This window comes from Flavobacterium sp. CLA17 (assembly GCF_013112255.2).
Classification (GTDB): domain Bacteria; phylum Bacteroidota; class Bacteroidia; order Flavobacteriales; family Flavobacteriaceae; genus Flavobacterium; species Flavobacterium circumlabens.
Genome location: NZ_CP068294.1, coordinates 3,683,230 through 3,701,115 on the forward strand (window position 1 = coordinate 3,683,230; position 17,886 = coordinate 3,701,115).

The 17,886-nt window shown below is 35.4% G+C and carries 18 protein-coding genes and 1 pseudogene; 10 read left to right on the forward strand and 9 right to left on the reverse strand.

Annotated features, from left to right (window positions below):
- The 3 genes from HAV12_RS15050 to HAV12_RS15060 all read left to right on the forward strand — a co-directional run.
- Positions 1 to 332: hypothetical protein (locus HAV12_RS15050; protein WP_205423322.1), on the forward strand; the 332-nt coding region annotated here is incomplete at its 5' end.
- A 617-nt stretch (positions 333 to 949) separates the two neighbouring features.
- Positions 950 to 2,380: a TolC family protein gene (locus tag HAV12_RS15055; protein WP_171570381.1), complete on the forward strand. Its 1,431-nt coding sequence runs from the start codon at positions 950 to 952 to the stop codon at positions 2,378 to 2,380.
- Between the two features lies 1 nt (position 2,381).
- Positions 2,382 to 2,831, forward strand: a complete 450-nt coding sequence (locus HAV12_RS15060; protein ID WP_205423323.1) for a GNAT family N-acetyltransferase — start codon at positions 2,382 to 2,384, stop codon at positions 2,829 to 2,831.
- Positions 2,832 to 2,893: 62 nt separating this feature from the next.
- Here the strand turns inward: HAV12_RS15060 and HAV12_RS15065 are convergent, their stop codons facing one another.
- The 3 genes from HAV12_RS15065 to HAV12_RS15075 all read right to left on the reverse strand — a co-directional run bounded on the left by HAV12_RS15065 (position 2,894) and on the right by HAV12_RS15075 (position 5,051).
- On the reverse strand, positions 2,894 to 3,541 hold the full coding sequence (locus tag HAV12_RS15065; RefSeq protein WP_171570383.1) for a DUF5661 family protein: 648 nt from the start codon (positions 3,539 to 3,541) through the stop codon (positions 2,894 to 2,896).
- Between the two features lie 144 nt (positions 3,542 to 3,685).
- The gene (locus HAV12_RS15070) at positions 3,686 to 4,783 is read right to left on the reverse strand and encodes a DNA topoisomerase IB (RefSeq protein WP_171570384.1); all 1,098 of its coding nucleotides are present in this window, start codon (positions 4,781 to 4,783) and stop codon (positions 3,686 to 3,688) included.
- A 28-nt stretch (positions 4,784 to 4,811) separates the two neighbouring features.
- Positions 4,812 to 5,051, reverse strand: coding sequence for a Rho termination factor (locus HAV12_RS15075; protein ID WP_132033748.1), 240 nt, complete (start codon positions 5,049 to 5,051; stop codon positions 4,812 to 4,814).
- A 288-nt stretch (positions 5,052 to 5,339) separates the two neighbouring features.
- On the opposite strand from HAV12_RS15075, the gene HAV12_RS15080 reads away from it, so the two are divergent.
- The gene (locus HAV12_RS15080; protein WP_171570385.1) at positions 5,340 to 5,927 is read left to right on the forward strand and encodes a DUF4142 domain-containing protein; all 588 of its coding nucleotides are present in this window, start codon (positions 5,340 to 5,342) and stop codon (positions 5,925 to 5,927) included.
- A 253-nt stretch (positions 5,928 to 6,180) separates the two neighbouring features.
- On the opposite strand, the gene HAV12_RS15085 is transcribed toward HAV12_RS15080, so the two are convergent.
- Both HAV12_RS15085 and HAV12_RS15090 read right to left on the reverse strand, forming a co-directional pair.
- Complete coding sequence (locus tag HAV12_RS15085) at positions 6,181 to 6,591, reverse strand: cupin domain-containing protein (protein ID WP_132033744.1); 411 nt, start codon at positions 6,589 to 6,591, stop codon at positions 6,181 to 6,183.
- A gap of 260 nt (positions 6,592 to 6,851) precedes the next feature.
- Positions 6,852 to 7,724, reverse strand: coding sequence for an AraC family transcriptional regulator (locus HAV12_RS15090; protein ID WP_171570386.1), 873 nt, complete (start codon positions 7,722 to 7,724; stop codon positions 6,852 to 6,854).
- A gap of 100 nt (positions 7,725 to 7,824) precedes the next feature.
- Here HAV12_RS15090 and HAV12_RS15095 point away from each other — a divergent pair, with 100 nt between their 5' ends.
- The 3 genes from HAV12_RS15095 (at position 7,825) to HAV12_RS15105 (ending at position 9,696) form a co-directional block, all read left to right on the forward strand.
- A complete protein-coding gene (locus HAV12_RS15095) occupies positions 7,825 to 8,412 on the forward strand; it encodes a Crp/Fnr family transcriptional regulator (protein WP_171570387.1) in 588 nt (195 codons plus the stop codon).
- 101 nt (positions 8,413 to 8,513) lie between these two features.
- On the forward strand, positions 8,514 to 8,684 hold the full coding sequence (locus tag HAV12_RS15100) for a hypothetical protein (protein WP_171570388.1): 171 nt from the start codon (positions 8,514 to 8,516) through the stop codon (positions 8,682 to 8,684).
- A 13-nt stretch (positions 8,685 to 8,697) separates the two neighbouring features.
- Positions 8,698 to 9,696, forward strand: a complete 999-nt coding sequence (locus tag HAV12_RS15105; RefSeq protein ID WP_171570389.1) for an MBL fold metallo-hydrolase — start codon at positions 8,698 to 8,700, stop codon at positions 9,694 to 9,696.
- 103 nt (positions 9,697 to 9,799) lie between these two features.
- On the opposite strand, the gene galA is transcribed toward HAV12_RS15105, so the two are convergent.
- Complete coding sequence (galA, locus tag HAV12_RS15110; protein WP_171570390.1) at positions 9,800 to 12,634, reverse strand: beta-galactosidase GalA; 2,835 nt, start codon at positions 12,632 to 12,634, stop codon at positions 9,800 to 9,802.
- Positions 12,635 to 12,852: 218 nt separating this feature from the next.
- Between galA and HAV12_RS15115 the strand changes: the two genes are divergently transcribed.
- Positions 12,853 to 13,230 carry a hypothetical protein gene (locus HAV12_RS15115; RefSeq protein ID WP_132033734.1) on the forward strand — a complete coding sequence of 126 codons (378 nt, stop codon included), beginning with the start codon at positions 12,853 to 12,855 and terminating at the stop codon, positions 13,228 to 13,230.
- Positions 13,231 to 13,315: 85 nt separating this feature from the next.
- On the opposite strand, the gene HAV12_RS15120 is transcribed toward HAV12_RS15115, so the two are convergent.
- Positions 13,316 to 13,810, reverse strand: a complete 495-nt coding sequence (locus HAV12_RS15120) for a TlpA disulfide reductase family protein (protein WP_171570391.1) — start codon at positions 13,808 to 13,810, stop codon at positions 13,316 to 13,318.
- 303 nt (positions 13,811 to 14,113) lie between these two features.
- On the opposite strand from HAV12_RS15120, the gene HAV12_RS15125 reads away from it, so the two are divergent.
- Both HAV12_RS15125 and HAV12_RS15130 read left to right on the forward strand, forming a co-directional pair.
- Positions 14,114 to 14,416 carry a helix-turn-helix transcriptional regulator gene (locus HAV12_RS15125; protein WP_041518777.1) on the forward strand — a complete coding sequence of 101 codons (303 nt, stop codon included), beginning with the start codon at positions 14,114 to 14,116 and terminating at the stop codon, positions 14,414 to 14,416.
- Between the two features lie 6 nt (positions 14,417 to 14,422).
- On the forward strand, positions 14,423 to 15,529 hold the full coding sequence (locus tag HAV12_RS15130; protein ID WP_171570392.1) for an NADH:flavin oxidoreductase: 1,107 nt from the start codon (positions 14,423 to 14,425) through the stop codon (positions 15,527 to 15,529).
- Between the two features lie 166 nt (positions 15,530 to 15,695).
- Here HAV12_RS15130 and HAV12_RS15135 read toward each other — a convergent pair whose 3' ends face one another.
- Both HAV12_RS15135 and HAV12_RS15140 read right to left on the reverse strand, forming a co-directional pair.
- Entirely contained in the window at positions 15,696 to 16,826 is a 1,131-nt protein-coding gene (locus tag HAV12_RS15135; RefSeq protein WP_171570393.1) for an acyltransferase, read from the reverse strand.
- Between the two features lie 257 nt (positions 16,827 to 17,083).
- Positions 17,084 to 17,731, reverse strand: a pseudogene (locus HAV12_RS15140) (DUF1349 domain-containing protein).
- Positions 17,732 to 17,886: the final 155 nt, after the last annotated feature.

Sequence of the window (17,886 nt, forward strand, 5' to 3'; positions counted from 1 at the left end):
CAAAAAGATATGCCTATTCAGCAGTACGAAATTTTATAGGAGCTGTAATTTACATGTCCTCAGTAGTAATCTTTTCAGTTATTACCTGCATTTTTAAGTTGAAAATAGAATTCTTAAACAGACCAGTACTTTATGTTATCAGTGGTGTTTTTATATATTATTATCTGTTGCTCGCTAAGAAGTTTTTAAAACCGATATTTGATAACCTAGAACTTAAAGAAGAAAAGCCTCCAAAAGATCATTTTTTTGTAATTACACTTATTTTGGCTGGTTTATATGGTGGAGGAATGTATGTATTAGGAAGGGTGTTAACTATTTATTTGTGTGGGTAATATAAGAAGAAAAAACAATCTCATCATCGGATTGATTTATTATATAGACACAGACTATGAAATCAAAATTGCTTTTGTTTTACGAAAAATTACTTAACGATTATTTTTACAATCAGAATTATGATGAAGAAACAGCTAAAAGGTATGCATACATAGCGATTAGAAACATTATAGGAGCTAGTATTTTTATGTTCTGTATAGTTGTCTCTGTCATTTTTAAATGTATTTTGAACTTACATACTGATATAAAAGGAAATAGACCTGTGGCATATGTATTTATGGCAACATTCATATTCGCCTATCTTTCATTTACTAAGAAATTTTTAAAACCCATGTTTTCTACAATAGAACTAAAAAAAGACAAACCTGTCAGAAATTACTTTTTTTTGATTTGTATTATTTTATTTAGTCTGTTTTGCGGCGGAATGTTTGTTATTGCAAGATTACTAAATTTTTATTTGTGCAGATAAACAATCAAAAATATATGATTATCAATGATTTTGTATAAGGGGTTAAGTGATTTTTTAATCTGAAGCTACACTAATATTTACTAACTATTTTTAATGTTTGAAATTAAAAACAGGATAGCAATATCCTGTTTTTTTTAATGTCTGATTATGTTTAGAACAATTTTTACAAGTTCATTACTTTTAGTGAGTTTAAATGTATTTTCCCAAAAGACATTTCATGTTGATGATTTTATAAATAACTCAGAAAACTCACTAGAAAATTCAAAAAATGTCAAGAATATCAAAATTAATAAAAATGAGAATGACCTATTTAATAAAGGTTTTTTACCTGAAGTAAGCTTAAATTTTTCATTTCCCAGTTATAATCGTTCAATCACTGAGATTACACAGCCAGATGGTACTTATGCTTTTAAGGAATCTAATTCTGCTAATTCAAAAGTTAGTTTGTCGGTATCGCAAAAAATCCCGTTTACAGGAGGAAAACTAACCATTTCTAACTCGCTAAATCGATTGGATTTATTTGGAGACACCCAAAACTCAACCTCATACTCGGCATCTTGGCTGGGCTTTAACCTGTCTCAGCCATTGACATTTTTTAATGCCATGAAATGGGATAAAAAAATACAGGATGCAAAATTTGAATACAATACTATTATTGACATCAGAAATCGTATTGGCATTAAGAAAAAAGCAATCAAACATTATTTTGAATTACTCAGGATTAAAAATGAAGAAAGCCTGCTGGTAAAAAGAATTGAGGCAACCAATAAGTATAAAAAATATATCTTTAGACTTATCAAGGCAGGAAAAGCTATAGCATCCGATTCCATAGACGTTGAATTGAAATTACTCAATGAACAAAAAAATTTAAGGTTTCTGGATAAGTCAGAAATCTTAAAAATACAGAGTGTCAATACTTTTTTCAAAGAGGAGCTTTTTAATAAAACCGATTCAATGGCAATTCCAACCACCAATATTGCTCTAAAAGAACTGAATTTTTATATAAACAATTACCTTGATGTTTACAATATCGTTGAGAAAAACAATTTATTGAGTTATGAGAAAAATATAAAACAACTAGAAAGAAACAGGTTTTACGCCGCAACCTTATCTATAGGGGCTGGCTTTAATAATACATCAGATAAGTATACAACTGTTTTTCAGAATCCAAATGAGAGCCAAAACTTTTCCATCGCATTAAATTTTCCGGTTTTAGATTTTGGAAAAAAACGCATGGAGCTAGAGTTGACAAGAACTCAATATGATGTTGAGATATTGAATTTAGAACAAGAAAAAACTTTAAATATAGAGCGTATTTCACTTTTACATGAAGAAATAAATGATCTGCAATACAGTCTGGGACTTGAGAATTTAAGAACTAATCTTTTAAGAATAAAACTAAACAGAATGGAAATGTTACTGTATGCTCAAAAAATTTTGTTTCAGGATTATGCCGAAACAGAAGATTTATTTTTTAAATCTTTAAATGAAAAAACAAATCTTACCCAGAATATTTACAATAAATGCCTTGAGCTCGAAGAAACAACTTTAACCGAAATTATAAAAAATGAAAATTAGATTGGCCAAAACAAAAGATATTAGTCAAATCCTGCCTCTTTTTGCTGAACTGGATGCTAAGCATAGTCAAAAAAATAAAGATTTAAGAACTTCTATTCCTGAAGAACGTTATAAAAAAATATTCGGGGAAGTTTTCAAAACGGGCAGTACTTTACTTTTAATAGTTGCAGAAATAGAGGGGAAAATTATTGCATTTGCTTTAGGAAAATTACTAATTATCAAAGCCAATTTACTTTTAAAAGATCAGACGGTAGGAGAAATTCTTTATTTTACAGTAGACATTAATTTTAGGAGAAAAGGTATTGCGAGAGTTCTTATGGCTGATATCGAAGAAAGGCTTATAAATAAAGGTGCTGACAAACTGGAACTTCGTATATTCAGTTTTAATGATGAGCCGTTGCCCGAAAAAATTAACTACAAACCCAAATATACTGTTTATGAGAAATACTAAAATAATTTACGCAAAGACATTACCTAAATGGTCGCATTAAAACTGCGACCATTTATAAAAACCTAATCCCCGATTTTTTCCAAAGGAGGAATATCGTCCATTCTTTCTAAACGTTCTGCAAGACCTGATCTGGCTTCGTTTAGTTCCTGTTCGGCTTTGCCTAATTCTTTATACCATTCCTCTTTTCCTGTAGTGGAACTTTCGATTTTACGCATGATTTCATAAATTTCACCCTGTGCTTCCATTACGGCTAATCTTTTGTAATAGGTCAGGCTTTCGGTCATATGGGCAAGTGCGATCATGGCAGTCAGAAACGGATGATTGCTGGTTACATTGACATCCTTTATCCTTCCGTGTTCTAATTCCACTTTTAAGGCAAAAGCGAATTCTTCCATATTAAATCTTTCGTGTTTGCTATTCGGATTTAAATAGGCTTTAATGGCTTCGACATTGTTCATCGTTGACAGATCAACATCGGTTTCTATGTTTTTATTTAAATCGTTATAAACAACAGCTGCAATCGCTCTTGCTTCGTCAATTGTAGGATCGTTATCCGGATTTTCGAAATCCCGTACCGACCAGTCCCAATTATCGGGATGAACAGGTTTGATGTACTTTTCACAAAAATCGGTTACATCGTTTTTCAAACTTACCATTTCATCCTCTCTTTTGATATATACATCCTGATAAGCACCACTTTTAGTTCCCATAACTTTATAATTTTGTTTTAAATTAAAACGACACATTTACCAAAAAGATATATGTGCCGCTTTTTTTCTCCAATCTGAACTCCTTGTCATAGTATCAAAATTGCTGTTTTTTACACGTATTCTTTAACTCAATCCAATCAATTTTTAGCTCAATCCGTTTGAAAATTCGGGTTGAAAGCTTCCGATTAATTCAGAAAAAACAACTTCCGAACGTGAAAAATATTTTTGATTGCTTCTGTTTTTACGGACTTTATCAAAATATTCTTTGATCGAACCATCTTCATAACCGGCTACAATTAAAGGATGCACATAATAATTTCTACAGACGCTTCTTGTATTTCCCAGTGCTTCGGCGGTACTGTCAATAGCCGTCAGAATATTTTTTTTAATTTCTTTTTCTTCCTCAGTAATTCCGATATTCAGTAAATTTTCAAAAAATATCAGGGATGCTGCCCATGTTCTGAAATCTTTCGCACTAAAATGTTTACCCGATATTTCATGAAGATATTCATTTACCATATGACTGTCCAGGACTTTTCGTTCGCCATTTTCATCGTAGTATTTAAAAACTTCCCAACCTGGAATTTCTTCACATCGGCTGACCAATTTTATCAGTTGTTTATTTCTGGTGGTGATGGTATGCTGTTTTCCTTTTTTGCCGACAAACTCAAACCGAAGCGAATTACGATCAATATTGATATGTCGTTTTCTTAAAGTCGAAAGCCCATACGATTTGTTGTCTTTTGCGTATTTTTCGTTTCCAATTCTAATATGTGTTTCTTCCATCAGCCGAATAACAAGCGCAATGACTTTGTTCTTGTTCCATTCTTTTTGTTCCAAATCCAAATCGACCTGTCTTCTGATTTTAGGAAGGAACTTTCCGAATTCGGCTATTTTATAGAATTTCGTCTGATTCCGAACCAGGTTCCATTTGGAATGATATCTGTATTGTTTTCTGTTTTTATCATCTGTACCTACAGCCTGAAGATGCCCGTTGGATAAATCTGTAATCCTAACATTCTCCCAGGCAGGCGGAAGCACTAAGCTGTTAAAGCGTTTTAATTCACTTTTCCTTTTAACGCTTCTGCCATTCTTTTTATATACGAAACCCTCGCCTTCCCTACAACGTTGTATCGTAAGCGTGTGATCATTTACGTAAACTAAATCTAATTTTTCTAAAACTAATTGCGGTGCTTTTATTAATTGCTCCATTAGTTCTCCCCGGGCGATTTTAGCATTCATATGATTTCCTGAAATTTAATTTTGTATTCTAATTGTTGCGTAAGGATTTGATAAGGTTCTTTTTAGACATATAAGAACGACCCGGAATACCGACTTTTTTGGCTTGTTGGTACAATTCATCTTTTGTCCATTCTTCGTAAATTTTAGTTCTGCCGCCTCTTACTTCCGAATCAGGAGTATTGTCAATGCTGACTGATTTTTCCTCACTATTTCCTTTTTTTAAATGTGCTTGGTCTTGCTCCTCGTTTTTAATTACTGGATCTGGCATGATGATAAGTTTTAATGAATAATGATAATACGTATGGTAATTCAAAATTGATCATAAATCAAAACAATTGCGTTATACAATTTTTGAATAAATTTTCATAATTAACTATAAGTCAAACAGTTTATTAACAAGGTAGCTGTTTTGTGATTTTTCCGACTCCTTCATTATTAGATAAAAAAGCCAGAAAATGCTCCATATTTAAATCCTGTAACATTTTTCTAAAATGCTGTAAAATATTCCCTGGCCTTTCTGAATAATTTTACACTATAACATTTAAACCATAAAATCATGAAAAAGTTATTACTAGCAGGAAAAGTTATTTTAGGCGCCGGACTAATCATTATATTCCTAAATTCCTGCAAAAATGAAACTAAGCAAGAAGATCCAAAAGAGGTTGCTGAAGATATCAATGAAGCCAAATTTGACTCTATAGATGATAAAAAGGACGATTCTGAATTTTTGGTAGATATCGCTGAAGTGAATTTAGCCGAAATCGAAATCGGAAAACTGGCTCAGACAAAAAGCACTAATATAGAAGTGAAAAAATTTGGTAAAATGCTTGTTGATGAGCACACTAAATCTGCTTCAGAAGTGAGTGCTTTGGCTAAAGCAAAAAATTTCACCCTTCCAACTTCTCTAACTGAAGAAGGACAGGAAGAATACAATAAACTAAACGAAAAATCAGGTGTTGATTTTGACAAAAAATTTGCTGATATGATGATCGATGGTCACGAGAAAGCAATTGATAAGCTAAGAAAAGCCTCTGAAGATGCTAAAGATGAAGATGTAAAAGTTTGGGCCTCTAATAGTATTGCAGGTTTAACAGCACATTTAGAACATGCTAAATTGCTTAAGCAAAACTTAGATAAAAAATAGAATTGGTATTGGTATTTTTTTTTTGGGGAACCCCTAAGCAGTAAAATGTTTAGGGGTTTATTTTTTTTTTTAGAGGTTCTAAGTTGCTGAGGCGCTAAGGTTCTGAGGTTTTTTTCTCTTAGAGTCTTAGTGACTTAGAGCCTCGGTGCCTTACTAAATTGGTATTTGTTGTTTTTTAGATGCTAATGTTATGAGTTTTTTTCTCTTAGATTCTTAGTGACTTAGAACCTAAGTACCTTACTAAGCTAGCAACTTAGTACCTCTTCCCAAAACTATTGTACTCCTCTTCGGTTACGCTTTCCAGCCACGTGCCTTTACCTTTGTCTATTTCTGTGATGATGGCTATATGGGAAAATCGACTGAACGGTGTTGCCCCATACCAGTGTTCTACACCGGGCAATACGGTAAGTACCTGCCCTTTATGGATGAGTTTCATCCCTTTTCCTCTTTCCTGATAATAACCGATTCCGTCTGTCGCGATAAACAGCTGTAAACTGGAATTGATATGCCAGTTGCATCTCGAGCCCGGTTCAAAAACAACATCTTTGATCAGCGTATTTTCGGGATGAATATCGCTGGTCTGTTTTTTATAAGAAACATCGCCCGTCATAAACGAATTCGAAACTTTCCCTTCTTCAGTAACTGTGGTGTATTTTGTTGACATAAAGTTAGTTATTAATTGAATTTAGTTTTCTATTTAAAAATTTATTGAGTATTGCCGATTCGCTTTAAAATATGGTAAAGCTTTTATTTTTTTATTATCAGTACTGCAACTAAATCAGGCAAGAGTGTGCTTATGGAAGTATATATTTTTAGCCAGTAATAAATCTGATCAATAATTCTGTATTCTGAGTGCAAATTTACTACGGTAAATCCGATCAGAAATAATGAAAATCAAACAAAAAATTAAGAATTTGAAACAATTTACATTCGTAACGACTTCGGAATCGTTCCTGTAAGTCTTTTGAAGTAATTATTGAAATAACTCGGATATTCAAATCCAAGGGAATATCCAATGTCTGCGATACTCCAGTCTGTATGCTGCAACAGTGCTTTTGCTTCGCTGATAATTCTTTCCGTAATATGGGCTGTAGTAGATTTTCCGGTAATTTCTTTTACCGAACGATTCAGGTGATTGACGTGAACCGCCAGATTTTGCGCATAATCCTGCGGCGTTTTTAAGACAAGGGGCTGATTTTTAGTTTCAATTGGAAATTGTCTTTCTAAAAGCTCCAGAAATAAGGATGTAATTCTTGCAGAAGCATTTTTATGTTTAAAGAAATTTTCCGAAGGCTGCATTTTCATGGATTCATGAATAATCAGATTGATATAATTTCGGATTAAATCGTCCTTAAAAACATAATCGGTATCCTGCTCTACAATCATTTTCTGAAAAAGAGAAGTCAGAAACGTTTTTTGTTCCGCTGATAAATAAAAGATTGGCGTTCCGCTGATTTTAAACAACGGACATTCATGAAGGCTCTCCGAACGGTCATTGACTTTCAGAAATTCTTCGGTAAAAACACAGGCAAAACCATGATAAGACTCCGATATTACTTCCCAGGAATACGGAATGTGCGGATTTCCGAAAAACAAAATAGTTCCGTCAGTTTCAATACCTCTGTCTGCATACTGAATAATATTCTGACCTGTATTGATACAGATTTTATAAAAATCCCTGCGATTATAAGTCGGTATGGCGTTGCAGTCGTTTCCGGCTTCGTATACTTTAAAACCTTTTAGTTTTAAGTCAGAAGTATTAAAATCAATTGGTTCTGAAATAGTGTTCTCCTTCATGAAGCAAAGTTATGAAATTCAAACAAAAATTTACTCTCAAAATGTTAAAGAATAAAAACAGATCCTTCCTGTTGCATCAATAATCTTTTATCTTTGTGAAATGAAGGATTTACTACCCGTTATAGATTATATTTCCAGATATGTTGATCTGACTGATGATGAAAAAAATCATCTGGCTAGCTTTTTGAAAATTACAAAGGTCAAAAAAAGACAGTTTATCGTACAGCCGGGCTTTGTGTGCCAGCATAAAAGTTATGTCGTAAAAGGCGCTTTCAGAGGCTATCTGGTAGACAATGAAGGAAAAGAACATACGTTATCATTTGCCATAGAAGACTGGTGGATTTCCGATTACAGCAGCCTGATTTATCAGGAGCCTGCCACTTTATTTGTAGAAGCGCTGGAAGATTCCATCCTCATTCAGATTGCCTATGAAGACGAGCAAAGATTTCTGGAAGAAATTCCAAAACTGGAAAAATTTGAGCGCATCATTACCCAGCGTTCGTTAGCCTTTCAGCAAAAAAGGCTCTTGTCTAATTTTACAAAAACCGCCGAAGAGCGTTACGATGAGTTTATGAGCAAATATGCAGCCATTGCCAAGCGCGTTCCACAATACGCCCTGGCTTCGTATCTGGGTTTCAGTACAGAATACCTCAGCAAAATCCGAAACGGAAAAACATCAAAAAGTTAAACCAGTTCAACCTTATTTCCTAAACCAGTTCATTTTTATTTTTCTTATTCTGTCCCAGATTTGCATTGTCAATAAGGACAACTAATTTTAATATTATAAAAATGAAAAAGTCAATTTATGCCAACAATACAGAACGCTTTTCTTTATTGTTTTTCTTTCTACTGATTGCCGCAACTTTTACTGTGGTTGCACAGCACAAAAACGACAACCAGAAAGTCCAGGTATATCATATTCAAAATTATTTTTCAGAAGCTTATCTTATTAAAAGGTAATTCCGGGAAGTTAGTGCTAATTGAAACTGGTGTTCCAGTCGCAGGTTATCAGGATAGTCTGGTACATTCAATTCAAAAACTGGGCTTTAAACCGGAGAACATTTCTTTGGCCATTGTGACACACGGACACGGGGATCATGCCGGAAATGCCCGATTTTTACAACAGACCTTCAAAATTAAGATTGCAGGAAGCAAAGGCGATTTAGAAAAATTTACTTCCGGTAAAACGGAATTGCAAAAATCGGAAGATGTCAGCATCTGGGGAAACCGACTTCGCCCCTATTCTGATTTAAGTTATCTGCCATTTACTCCGGACATTGTTGTTGAAAATACGATTGATCTTAGCCAATATGGCGTAAATGGTAAAATCATTCCGATTAAAGGCGGACATACACCGGGTGATTTACTGGTTCTGATTGGTGAAAATCTTTTTGTCGGAGATGCCTTTTTAGGGACCTTCAAATCCCAGGGAGGGGGATTAGCTCCTGACGGTCATCATGTAAGAGAACACTTTTTTCACGAAAACAAACAATTGGCGGATGAGAATTTAAAAGTGATTGAAAAAATTGCTTTGGAAAATAAGGTAAAAACTATTTATCCTACACATAACGGACCGATTTCTACTTATGAATTAACGAAATACATTAAGGAGGAACCTTTATTAAAACTTTTATCCAAACAGGAAAACGATTTATTAAGTGCTGTTGTAAAAGGAAATTCTGATGTGACCAATCAATTTTTAGGAGCCAATTTCATATTACAAACCGCTGATCTTAAAGAATTAAACAAAAATGAATTTATCGAAAGTTATAGTACGCATCCGAAAACTAAAATAGAATCCTGGACTGCTGAAGATTTCAGGATTGTTTTTTCCAATGAAAATACAGCGGTACTTACTTACATTGAAGTCCTTAAATTGGAAGGTAAAGACGCCCAAAATGTTGCAGTAACCGAAACGTTTTTTAAAGAAAAAAACGGATGGAAACTGGGGTATAAGAAAGAGGTTAATTAGTCTCATTCCCAGGTCTCAGTCTTTGTCTAAGCTTAAAAAAATGGCTGTAAAAGTTTAAATTTTACAGCCATTTTTTGTTATTCAAATTGATGATAGCCTGTTATTATTTTTTGCTAAAGCTAATATTCAAAACTCCGGGCTTTAAATTCTTAGCGGAAGCTGAAATCACTACATCATTTCCACTGCCGTCGGTCTGGACAATGACCTGCGCATATCCGTTAAAAAGTTTTCGTTTCCACGGTTCGGATGGCGTTATGATCTGGATCAGTCCGGGATCGGTATTCATAACATCCCAGTCTTTTAATTTTTGAAGGGGTTTGGCAACAATGTGAATTGTATTTTTTCCCTGTCTTAAGATACCCGAATTTAAAATGTATTTATCAGGATCTTCCGCACTTGCGGCAACTCTGTTTCCGTTGACAAAAATGGTCGTCTCGAGTCCGATTTTTTTATAAAAGAAACTAACTGTATTTGTTATTGCATTATTTTTCAGCTCAAACTGACCGCGGTACGCATACGATGGAGCCTGATTTTTATAATCCCTGTCTTTAAAAGCTTCTTTCCAGCCTTCTTCCGTATTGGCTGATAATTGTTGCGAAGCGTCAGCTGTTGTTGCTTTTCTTTCCTGAAAATTAGTGATAGGAACCAACGTAATTTCATCCAGAAATTTATCTTTCTCTAATGATGTCGGATTACCATTCCCTACTCCAATGATCTTTCCTCCTTTTACTTCAAACTTAATTTCATCATTTACATTAGGCACATGCAGCCCCTTTTTGTCTGTCAGTTCTACTGTTACCACAGCGATATCGGCATTAGAAAGAATTTGTTTATCGGCAGTCAGCTTTATGTTTTCTTCTATTTCAGTTGTTTTCTGAACCTCAGTAAGTATTTTTTTTCCGTTTTTATAACCCACGGCTTCCAGAGTTCCCCGTTCGTATTTTACTTTCCATTCTAAATGTCCCAAACGTTCCATTTTCTTTTTTCCGAGGCTTTTTTTGTTTAGAAAAAGTTCGACTTCATCGCAATTAGAATAGGCCCAGACATCGATTTCCTTCCCTTCTCTCCCAGCCCAGTTCCAATGCGGTAAAAGATGCAAAACGGGTTCTTTTCCCCACCATGATTTCAGGTAATACACATTGTCTTTCGGAAAGCCGCAAACATCCATCATTCCGAAATAAGAAGTAACCGACGGCCATCCGTACGGAGTTGGTTCTCCACGGTAATCGAAACCAGTCCAGATAAACATTCCGGCAAGATAAGGGCGTTCTGCATAAAACTTCCAGCCTTCTTCGATACTGTAAAAAGACGGGCGCGGTTTTTTATCGTAAGCACTCTGATAATGTTTTGCATCATCTGTAACGTAAATGCCGCGCGTCGCAAAAGTAGAACCTTCCTCTGTTCCCATTCCGGGCTGTTTTCTGAATTCATTTCGGTGTGCATCAATATCTCCGTTTCCAATATAGTTGTAGCCCATGATTTCAACAACCGATGAAATTCCGCTTTTAAAACCACTGCTGATTCCAACCGTTACAGGTCTTGTAGGATCTATACTTTTTGCAAAACCCTGCATGACATTTGTAATACGTTCGCCTGTGCTGTTTCCTTCAATATTCCATTCTTCATTTCCAACCGACCAGCAAAAAATACTCGGATGATTGCGATCTCTTTCGATCATTCTTTTTAAATCATTTAGATGATACTCATTAATTCCCATCAGTCGCGTTTCATCAATGACCAGCATTCCCAGTTTGTCGCAGGCTTCCAGTAATTCCGGAGTGGGCGGATTATGAGAGCAGCGATAGGCGTTTGAACCCATTTCCCTGAGTTTCTGAATTCGAAAATACTGCAATTCATCCGGCAGAGCCGTTCCTACGCCTGCATGATCCTGATGATTATTGGTACCCTGAAGTTTAATATTTTTACCATTCAGAAAGAACCCTTTTTCAGCATCAAATTTTATCGTTCTTATTCCGAAAGAAGTTTCATAATGGTCCAGAATCTTATCGTCTAGCCTGATCTGAGTTACCAGACGATATAAATGGGGTGAATCAATATCCCATAATAACGGATTCTTCACTGTTAATTTTGAAGTATATTTTGCTGTTTTATAAAAATCAGGTGCGATCGGATTTTCAGAAACAGTTGCGATTTGATTTCCTGAAGCATCCAGGATATTTTGGACGATTTCAAGCTGCCCCTTATAATTTCCTTTGTTTTCAATGGTAACTTCTGCCTTGACTTCCGCTGTATCATTTTTAATTTCAGAGGTGACATACGTTCCATTTTGGATGACATGCAGCGGATTTGTTTTTTGAAGATACACATGTCTGTAAATTCCCCCACCTTCATAAAACCATCCTTCTTCCATCGAAGCATCGGCACGGACGACAATTGTGTTTTCACCTCCATACTTAATATATGCCGTAACATCATATTCAAAACCATTGTATCCGCTTTCTTCTGTTCCCAGGAAATGCCCATTAAACCAAACTTTGGAATTCCTGAAAACACCATCAAATCTTAAGGAAATAATACGTCCGAGATCTGATTGTGGAATCTCTATTTTTTTTCGGTACCAGCCGATGCTCTTTTCAGGGAAACCTTTTCCGGCTGCTTTAAATCCGTGGCTGAAACTTGCTTTTTCACTAAAAGACTGTTCCACCACCCAATCATGCGGAAGGTCTAGTTTCCTCCAGGCGCGGTCATCAAAGCCCGGTGCAGCTGGTCCGTCGCCAAATCCTGTTTTTGCTAAATAGGAAAAATAACCTGTCGCGTGTCCGAAATCCTTTTCTGTATCAGACAAATGACCAAAAGAAAAACTCCAGCCTTTATCAATCAAAATCAAGTCCCTTTCTGATTTATTTTGCCCGAAAGAATTAAACGAGAATAAAAAAACAAGGTAAAGAAGAATTCCGTGAGGAGAAATAGTTTTCATAAATATAAAAATTAACAGAATTGTTTTGCAAACAGCGATAAAAATATTCTTTTTAAACCGATTAAAATAATAGTATTTAATCAAAAGGTAATCTTTTATATTATTTGCCTCTGTAAATTAGGCCTTAAAAATTTAGAATCATTCTATCAGCGCTTCTTTACCAAATCTTGTTCTTTTAACTTAATTTTACTTATTAAATTAAAAAAACCATACGTATCATGAGTGTTATAAAAGATGAAAACACACTTCATAGCACCCTTAAAAGCATTGACGAGAAGATTAACAGTCTTAACGATCAGAAAATAGTTGCTTTTTTTGAGTCGCTTGGCTTAACCGAGAGAGAAGATATTCCTAAAGATTTCCTGAAATGGGAAACCATACTTATTATAGTTCCGAATCGTCATGTTTCTAATGAAATAAAACCTTATAAGTACTCTATTTCAAGACTTTTTTTTGTTACTAATCCCTATGCACATGAAATTCATCTGTTTGATTTTCTGGAATGGAAAAATATTACCCGCAGCAAAACGCAATTTCAAATTAGGGAAATGCTGAAAACGAGTTTTGGGGGAGTCAGGAAAAATTCAACTGAATAAAAAGTAAAAATCCAAAAATCAAATTCCAAATTCCAATCTGACAGTAAGGTTGGAATTTGGAATTTTTTTATTGAAATTTCCAAAATTATTGTGGCGTGAGCAAACTTTTGACCATTTCATTCAATGCATTTCCGTGAATGTTTTTCGCTACAATAATTCCGTTTTTATCGATAAGGAAATTTAAAGGTACCGATTGCAGCATATAATCCCCAACAACGGGAGATTTCCAATATTTTAAATCGCTAACTTGTGTCCACGGCAATTTTTGTTTCGCAATTGCAGCTAACCAAAGTGGTTTTTTGGTATCCATTGAAATACTGTAAATCGTAAATTTATCCGGATAAGTATTGTACAGTTTTATCAATTTCGGTTGTTCCTTAATACTCGGTCCGCACCACGATGCCCAAAAATCTACCAGTACCAATTCTCCTCTTAAAGAAGAAAGCAGAACGTTATTTCCTTTCGTATCCGGAAGATCGATTTCCGGAGCAATATCTCCTACTTCAGTGCCTACAACCTGAGCGTTGCTGGTCAGTAAATTAAAAAATGCAAAAGCTAAAACAAAGTAGATTTTTTTCATAAGTAATTGAGTTTATTTATTGGGGCTTTTTGATCTCGCAAAGTCGCAGAGTTTTATAGTATAGCCACAGATTAAAGAATTAAAGGATTTTAAATCTTCTTAAATCCCTGTAATCTGCGTGAAACAATGGAAAAACAACTTTGTCCCTTTGCATCTTTGCATCTTTGTCCCTTTGCATGATTAATCCGGAAACAAATATAAATACTTCTTTCAATATTTCCTTAATCAATTCCCCTATCTTAAAATTTTGCCAAATATTTTTCTTTAAATTGGTATATCGGGAAAAGTCGATATATTTGCGGCATGGAAAATATAGAAATCTTTAAAGCATTATCTAATAAGTCCAGATTACAAATGCTGGAATGGCTGAAAGAACCTGAAATCAACTTTCCGGATCAGCTCCAGCACGCAGGATTTGAACACGGAGTTTGTGTTGGGCAAATACAGGCCAAAGCCGGCTTAACGCAATCAACAGTATCTGAATACCTGTCTATTTTACAACGCGCCGGATTTATAGAATCTAAACGCGTCGGACAATGGACTTACTATAAACGCAACGAAGGTGCCTTTGAAGCACTCAGTAAATTAATTCAATCTAATTTGTAAATTACTATGAGTACAAACAACCTGTTTTCGCCATTTAACTTAAAAACGTTAAATCTTAAAAATAGAATCGTAATGGCGCCAATGACGCGCTCTTTTTCTCCAAACGGAATTCCAACGGATGAAGTAGCTGCTTACTACCAAAAAAGAGCAGAAGGTGAAGTTGGTTTAATATTATCCGAAGGAACTGTTATCGACAGACCTTCCTCTTCAAACGATGCTAATGTCCCTCATTTTCATGGAGATTTAGCCTTAAACGGATGGAAAAAAGTGATTGATGAAGTTCATGTTGCCGGTGGACAAATGGGTCCTCAAATCTGGCATATGGGAATTATGGATAACCACCATTCCGGATGGGTACCGCCTGTTCCTTTTGAAGGTCCTTCCGGATTAAACCGACCTGATTTCAGAAACGGTATTGCCATGTCTGAAAAAGATATTGAAGATACAATTCTTGCTTTTGGTAAAGCTGCCGCTGATGCTAAAAGATTAGGTTTTGATACCATCGAAATTCACGGGGCACACGGGTATTTGATTGACCAGTTCTTTAGAGCTGAAACGAATTTACGTACGGATATTTATGGTGGAAAAACATTGCCGGAACGTAACCGTTTTGCGATTGAAGTAGTTAAGGAAGTCAGAAAACAAGTAGGTCCTGATTTTGCCGTTATTATGCGCTTTTCTCAATTCAAACCTTCTGATTATAATTATAAGCTGGCCAAGAATCCACAGGAATTAGAAGCCTGGCTTACTCCGCTTGTGGATGCGGGTGTCGATATTTTACACTGTTCTCAACGTCGTTTCTGGGAACCGGAATTCGAAAATTCTGATCTGAACTTTGCAGGCTGGGCTAAAAAAGTAACCGGAGCACCAACCATTACGGTAGGTTCTGTTGGTCTTTCCGGAGATTTCTTCGGTGCTTTTGCAGGTGAAAGTTCTGAACCAACTTCTCTTGAAGAATTAAACAGACGTTTCAACAGAGGTGATTTTGATTTGGTTGCCGTTGGAAGACCTCTTTTATCGGATCCGAACTGGGTTGCCAAAATCAAAGCCGGTAAAACAGATGAACTAAAAGGATTTAGTAAAGAAGCTTTAGGGGCATTGGTTTTAGAGTAAATCTTTTAAAAAGGTTCTAAGTTACAGAGGTTCAGAGGGGCTAAGGTTTTCTCTGATTGACTAAATAGAAAAGGGATGAAATTTTTAAAGTTTCATCCCTTTTTTTGTTTGTTAGGTTGGTTCAGAGGTCCAAAGGATCAAAGGTTTTCCCTCTGCGCCTCTGAACCTATGCCTCTTTGAGCCTTTTCTGAAACCTTTTCTGAAGCCAGTTACGAACTGGTTCATCATATAATTTCAAGCATAAATAAGCTATTATTACACTGGCAATCAAAACCCCGATTCCTGGCAGATATCCGTCCTGTATCGAAACTTTATTGTCTACCACCCAGGCGGTGTACCAGTAAATAAGAGGATAATGCGTAATGTAAATCGGATATGAAATAGCACCTAAAACTTTACAGATTTTTAAGGAGAATGGATTCTTTATTTCTCCTCCTGCCCCAATAGCAACGATTAAGGGAAACAATACAATAATACAAAGCGATTCGTAGATCCCATTCATCCATAAACTGCTTTCATCTCCAAATCTTGGCAGGGCCAGAATTACCGTGATCATCAAGCTGCAGATCCAAAAAGCGCCTTTTATATGAATAAGTTTTCCAAGACGGGAAAGCAATATTCCGGCAAAAAACGGATATAACAAACGGATAAAACCAACATTCAGCTGCTCCAGGTTTAAGGACCAGCCGCCGATTACATCCCCTTTTGGTCCAAAAACGGTATAATTAATTACCATTCCTGCAAATAGTAAAACAAAAACAGCAAGTACTTTATTTGAAAATTTACGAAAAATCAGCGCGTACAGGATATTAGCGATATATTCAAAAAAAAGCGACCACGCCGGACCATTTAAAGGATGCATTTCTCCCCAGCCCCTAATTTCCATTGAAGGTGGAATTGGAAGTAAAGTAAACCCGATAATCATGGTTAGGATTACTTTCCAAACTTCCATTCCGGCAATCATCGGAAATAAAATATCCGAAGCCTGAAAATAATAGAGTAAGGCTCCAATGATCATTCCCATAATCACCATGGGCTGCAAACGGATTAATCGTCTCTTGTAAAATTCCCATTGGGTCATTTTTCCCCAGCGGTCATCATACGCGTAAGCGACTACAAATCCGGACAAAAGAAAAAAGAAATCAACAGCCAGATAGCCGTGATTGATAATTTGTACAAAACGGTTTCCTCCTGAAAAGGCTTCAAAAATGTGAAAAGCAACTACTAAAATCGCTGCTACTCCACGTAAACCGTCCAGAATTTCATAATGCTTTTTTGGTTTTATATCAATATTCATTGGTTAGAAGTTATGGGTTATGAGTTATGAGTTATGAGTTGTGAGTTGTGAGTTAAAACACTTTACAACTTATAATTCATAAAATATATTTTGGTAGTTTAATGTTTTTTTCACCGCAAAGTCCGCTAGGTTTTACGCAAAGCACACAAAGTTTGTTGCGTTTTAAACACGGTTATCTTATTGTCTAATTATCTAGTTACATTTACTCTCAATTTACTGAAAACTGCCACTGAGAACTGAGAACTGCAGACCTGACTTTACTGGTGATTTTTAAGCCATTCTGCTCTGCGCTGATCCGGTAAATGCGTTACTTTGAAATTTTCAAATTTAGCTTCAAAACCTTTTCCATCCGGGGATGCGGCCATTAAACCTACCATAACAGGCGTATTATCCTGCAATGGTGCATTTCTGGCCAGGATATAATTTTTATCATCATAAGAAAAGAAAACTTCAACAGCATCTAATCGTCACACTACTTTTATCCATACAAAAGGCGGTGCTTTGTCTAAAGTTGTAACACTCCAATCGCTTTTGTCATGCGTTACAACGGTGCTGATATTGAATTTTCCATCTACAAATTCAACTCCGGTTTTGATGTAATTTTTTTCATCCACACGAATCATCAGTCCCATTTGGTCAAAACGGGCTTTATAATCTGCTGTTAATTTTACTTTTGCCTCGAATTCTCCACCGTAACTGGCATAATAAAACGGAGCATCATCAACGGTGAAGCCGTAGTGCGAAATACGCCAGTAATCGCTGTTTGCCGTAACATTCATAAGCAATGCATTGTTTTTAATTTCCCATTTTTCAGGTTCATTAAACCATTGCATTTTATTCAGGCTTTGTGCGCAAACATTCTGAAATAAAAAGAACGCGGCTGTAAATATTAGTATTCGTTTCATTTATGTTTTTATTAAAATTTATTTGAGATGCAAAACTTTTCATAGCTACTTTTTCGCAGCTACTTTTTACATTTAATTTCTGTTTTATAAAAATTAAAGCTGCAAGTTTTACCATTGCAGCTTTACAAACCAACCAAGTTTAGAAATTTAATGAA

Bases quoted from the DNA above. Each gene is read 5' to 3' on its own strand.
- HAV12_RS15120 (WP_171570391.1), bottom strand. From the start codon at position 13,810: ATGAAAAAAATCTACTTTGTTTTAGCTTTTGCATTTTTTAATTTACTG.
- HAV12_RS15090 (WP_171570386.1), bottom strand. From the start codon at position 7,724: ATGAAGGAGAACACTATTTCAGAACCAATTGATTTTAATACTTCTGAC.
- HAV12_RS15055 (WP_171570381.1), top strand. From the start codon at position 950: ATGTTTAGAACAATTTTTACAAGTTCATTACTTTTAGTGAGTTTAAAT.
- HAV12_RS15115 (WP_132033734.1), top strand. From the start codon at position 12,853: ATGAGTGTTATAAAAGATGAAAACACACTTCATAGCACCCTTAAAAGC.
- HAV12_RS15070 (WP_171570384.1), bottom strand. From the start codon at position 4,783: ATGAATGCTAAAATCGCCCGGGGAGAACTAATGGAGCAATTAATAAAA.
- HAV12_RS15080 (WP_171570385.1), top strand. From the start codon at position 5,340: ATGAAAAAGTTATTACTAGCAGGAAAAGTTATTTTAGGCGCCGGACTA.
- galA (WP_171570390.1), bottom strand. From the start codon at position 12,634: ATGAAAACTATTTCTCCTCACGGAATTCTTCTTTACCTTGTTTTTTTA.
- HAV12_RS15130 (WP_171570392.1), top strand. From the start codon at position 14,423: ATGAGTACAAACAACCTGTTTTCGCCATTTAACTTAAAAACGTTAAAT.
- HAV12_RS15095 (WP_171570387.1), top strand. From the start codon at position 7,825: ATGAAGGATTTACTACCCGTTATAGATTATATTTCCAGATATGTTGAT.
- HAV12_RS15085 (WP_132033744.1), bottom strand. From the start codon at position 6,591: ATGTCAACAAAATACACCACAGTTACTGAAGAAGGGAAAGTTTCGAAT.
- HAV12_RS15075 (WP_132033748.1), bottom strand. From the start codon at position 5,051: ATGCCAGATCCAGTAATTAAAAACGAGGAGCAAGACCAAGCACATTTA.
- HAV12_RS15065 (WP_171570383.1), bottom strand. From the start codon at position 3,541: ATGGGAACTAAAAGTGGTGCTTATCAGGATGTATATATCAAAAGAGAG.
- HAV12_RS15100 (WP_171570388.1), top strand. From the start codon at position 8,514: ATGAAAAAGTCAATTTATGCCAACAATACAGAACGCTTTTCTTTATTG.
- HAV12_RS15125 (WP_041518777.1), top strand. From the start codon at position 14,114: ATGGAAAATATAGAAATCTTTAAAGCATTATCTAATAAGTCCAGATTA.
- HAV12_RS15135 (WP_171570393.1), bottom strand. From the start codon at position 16,826: ATGAATATTGATATAAAACCAAAAAAGCATTATGAAATTCTGGACGGT.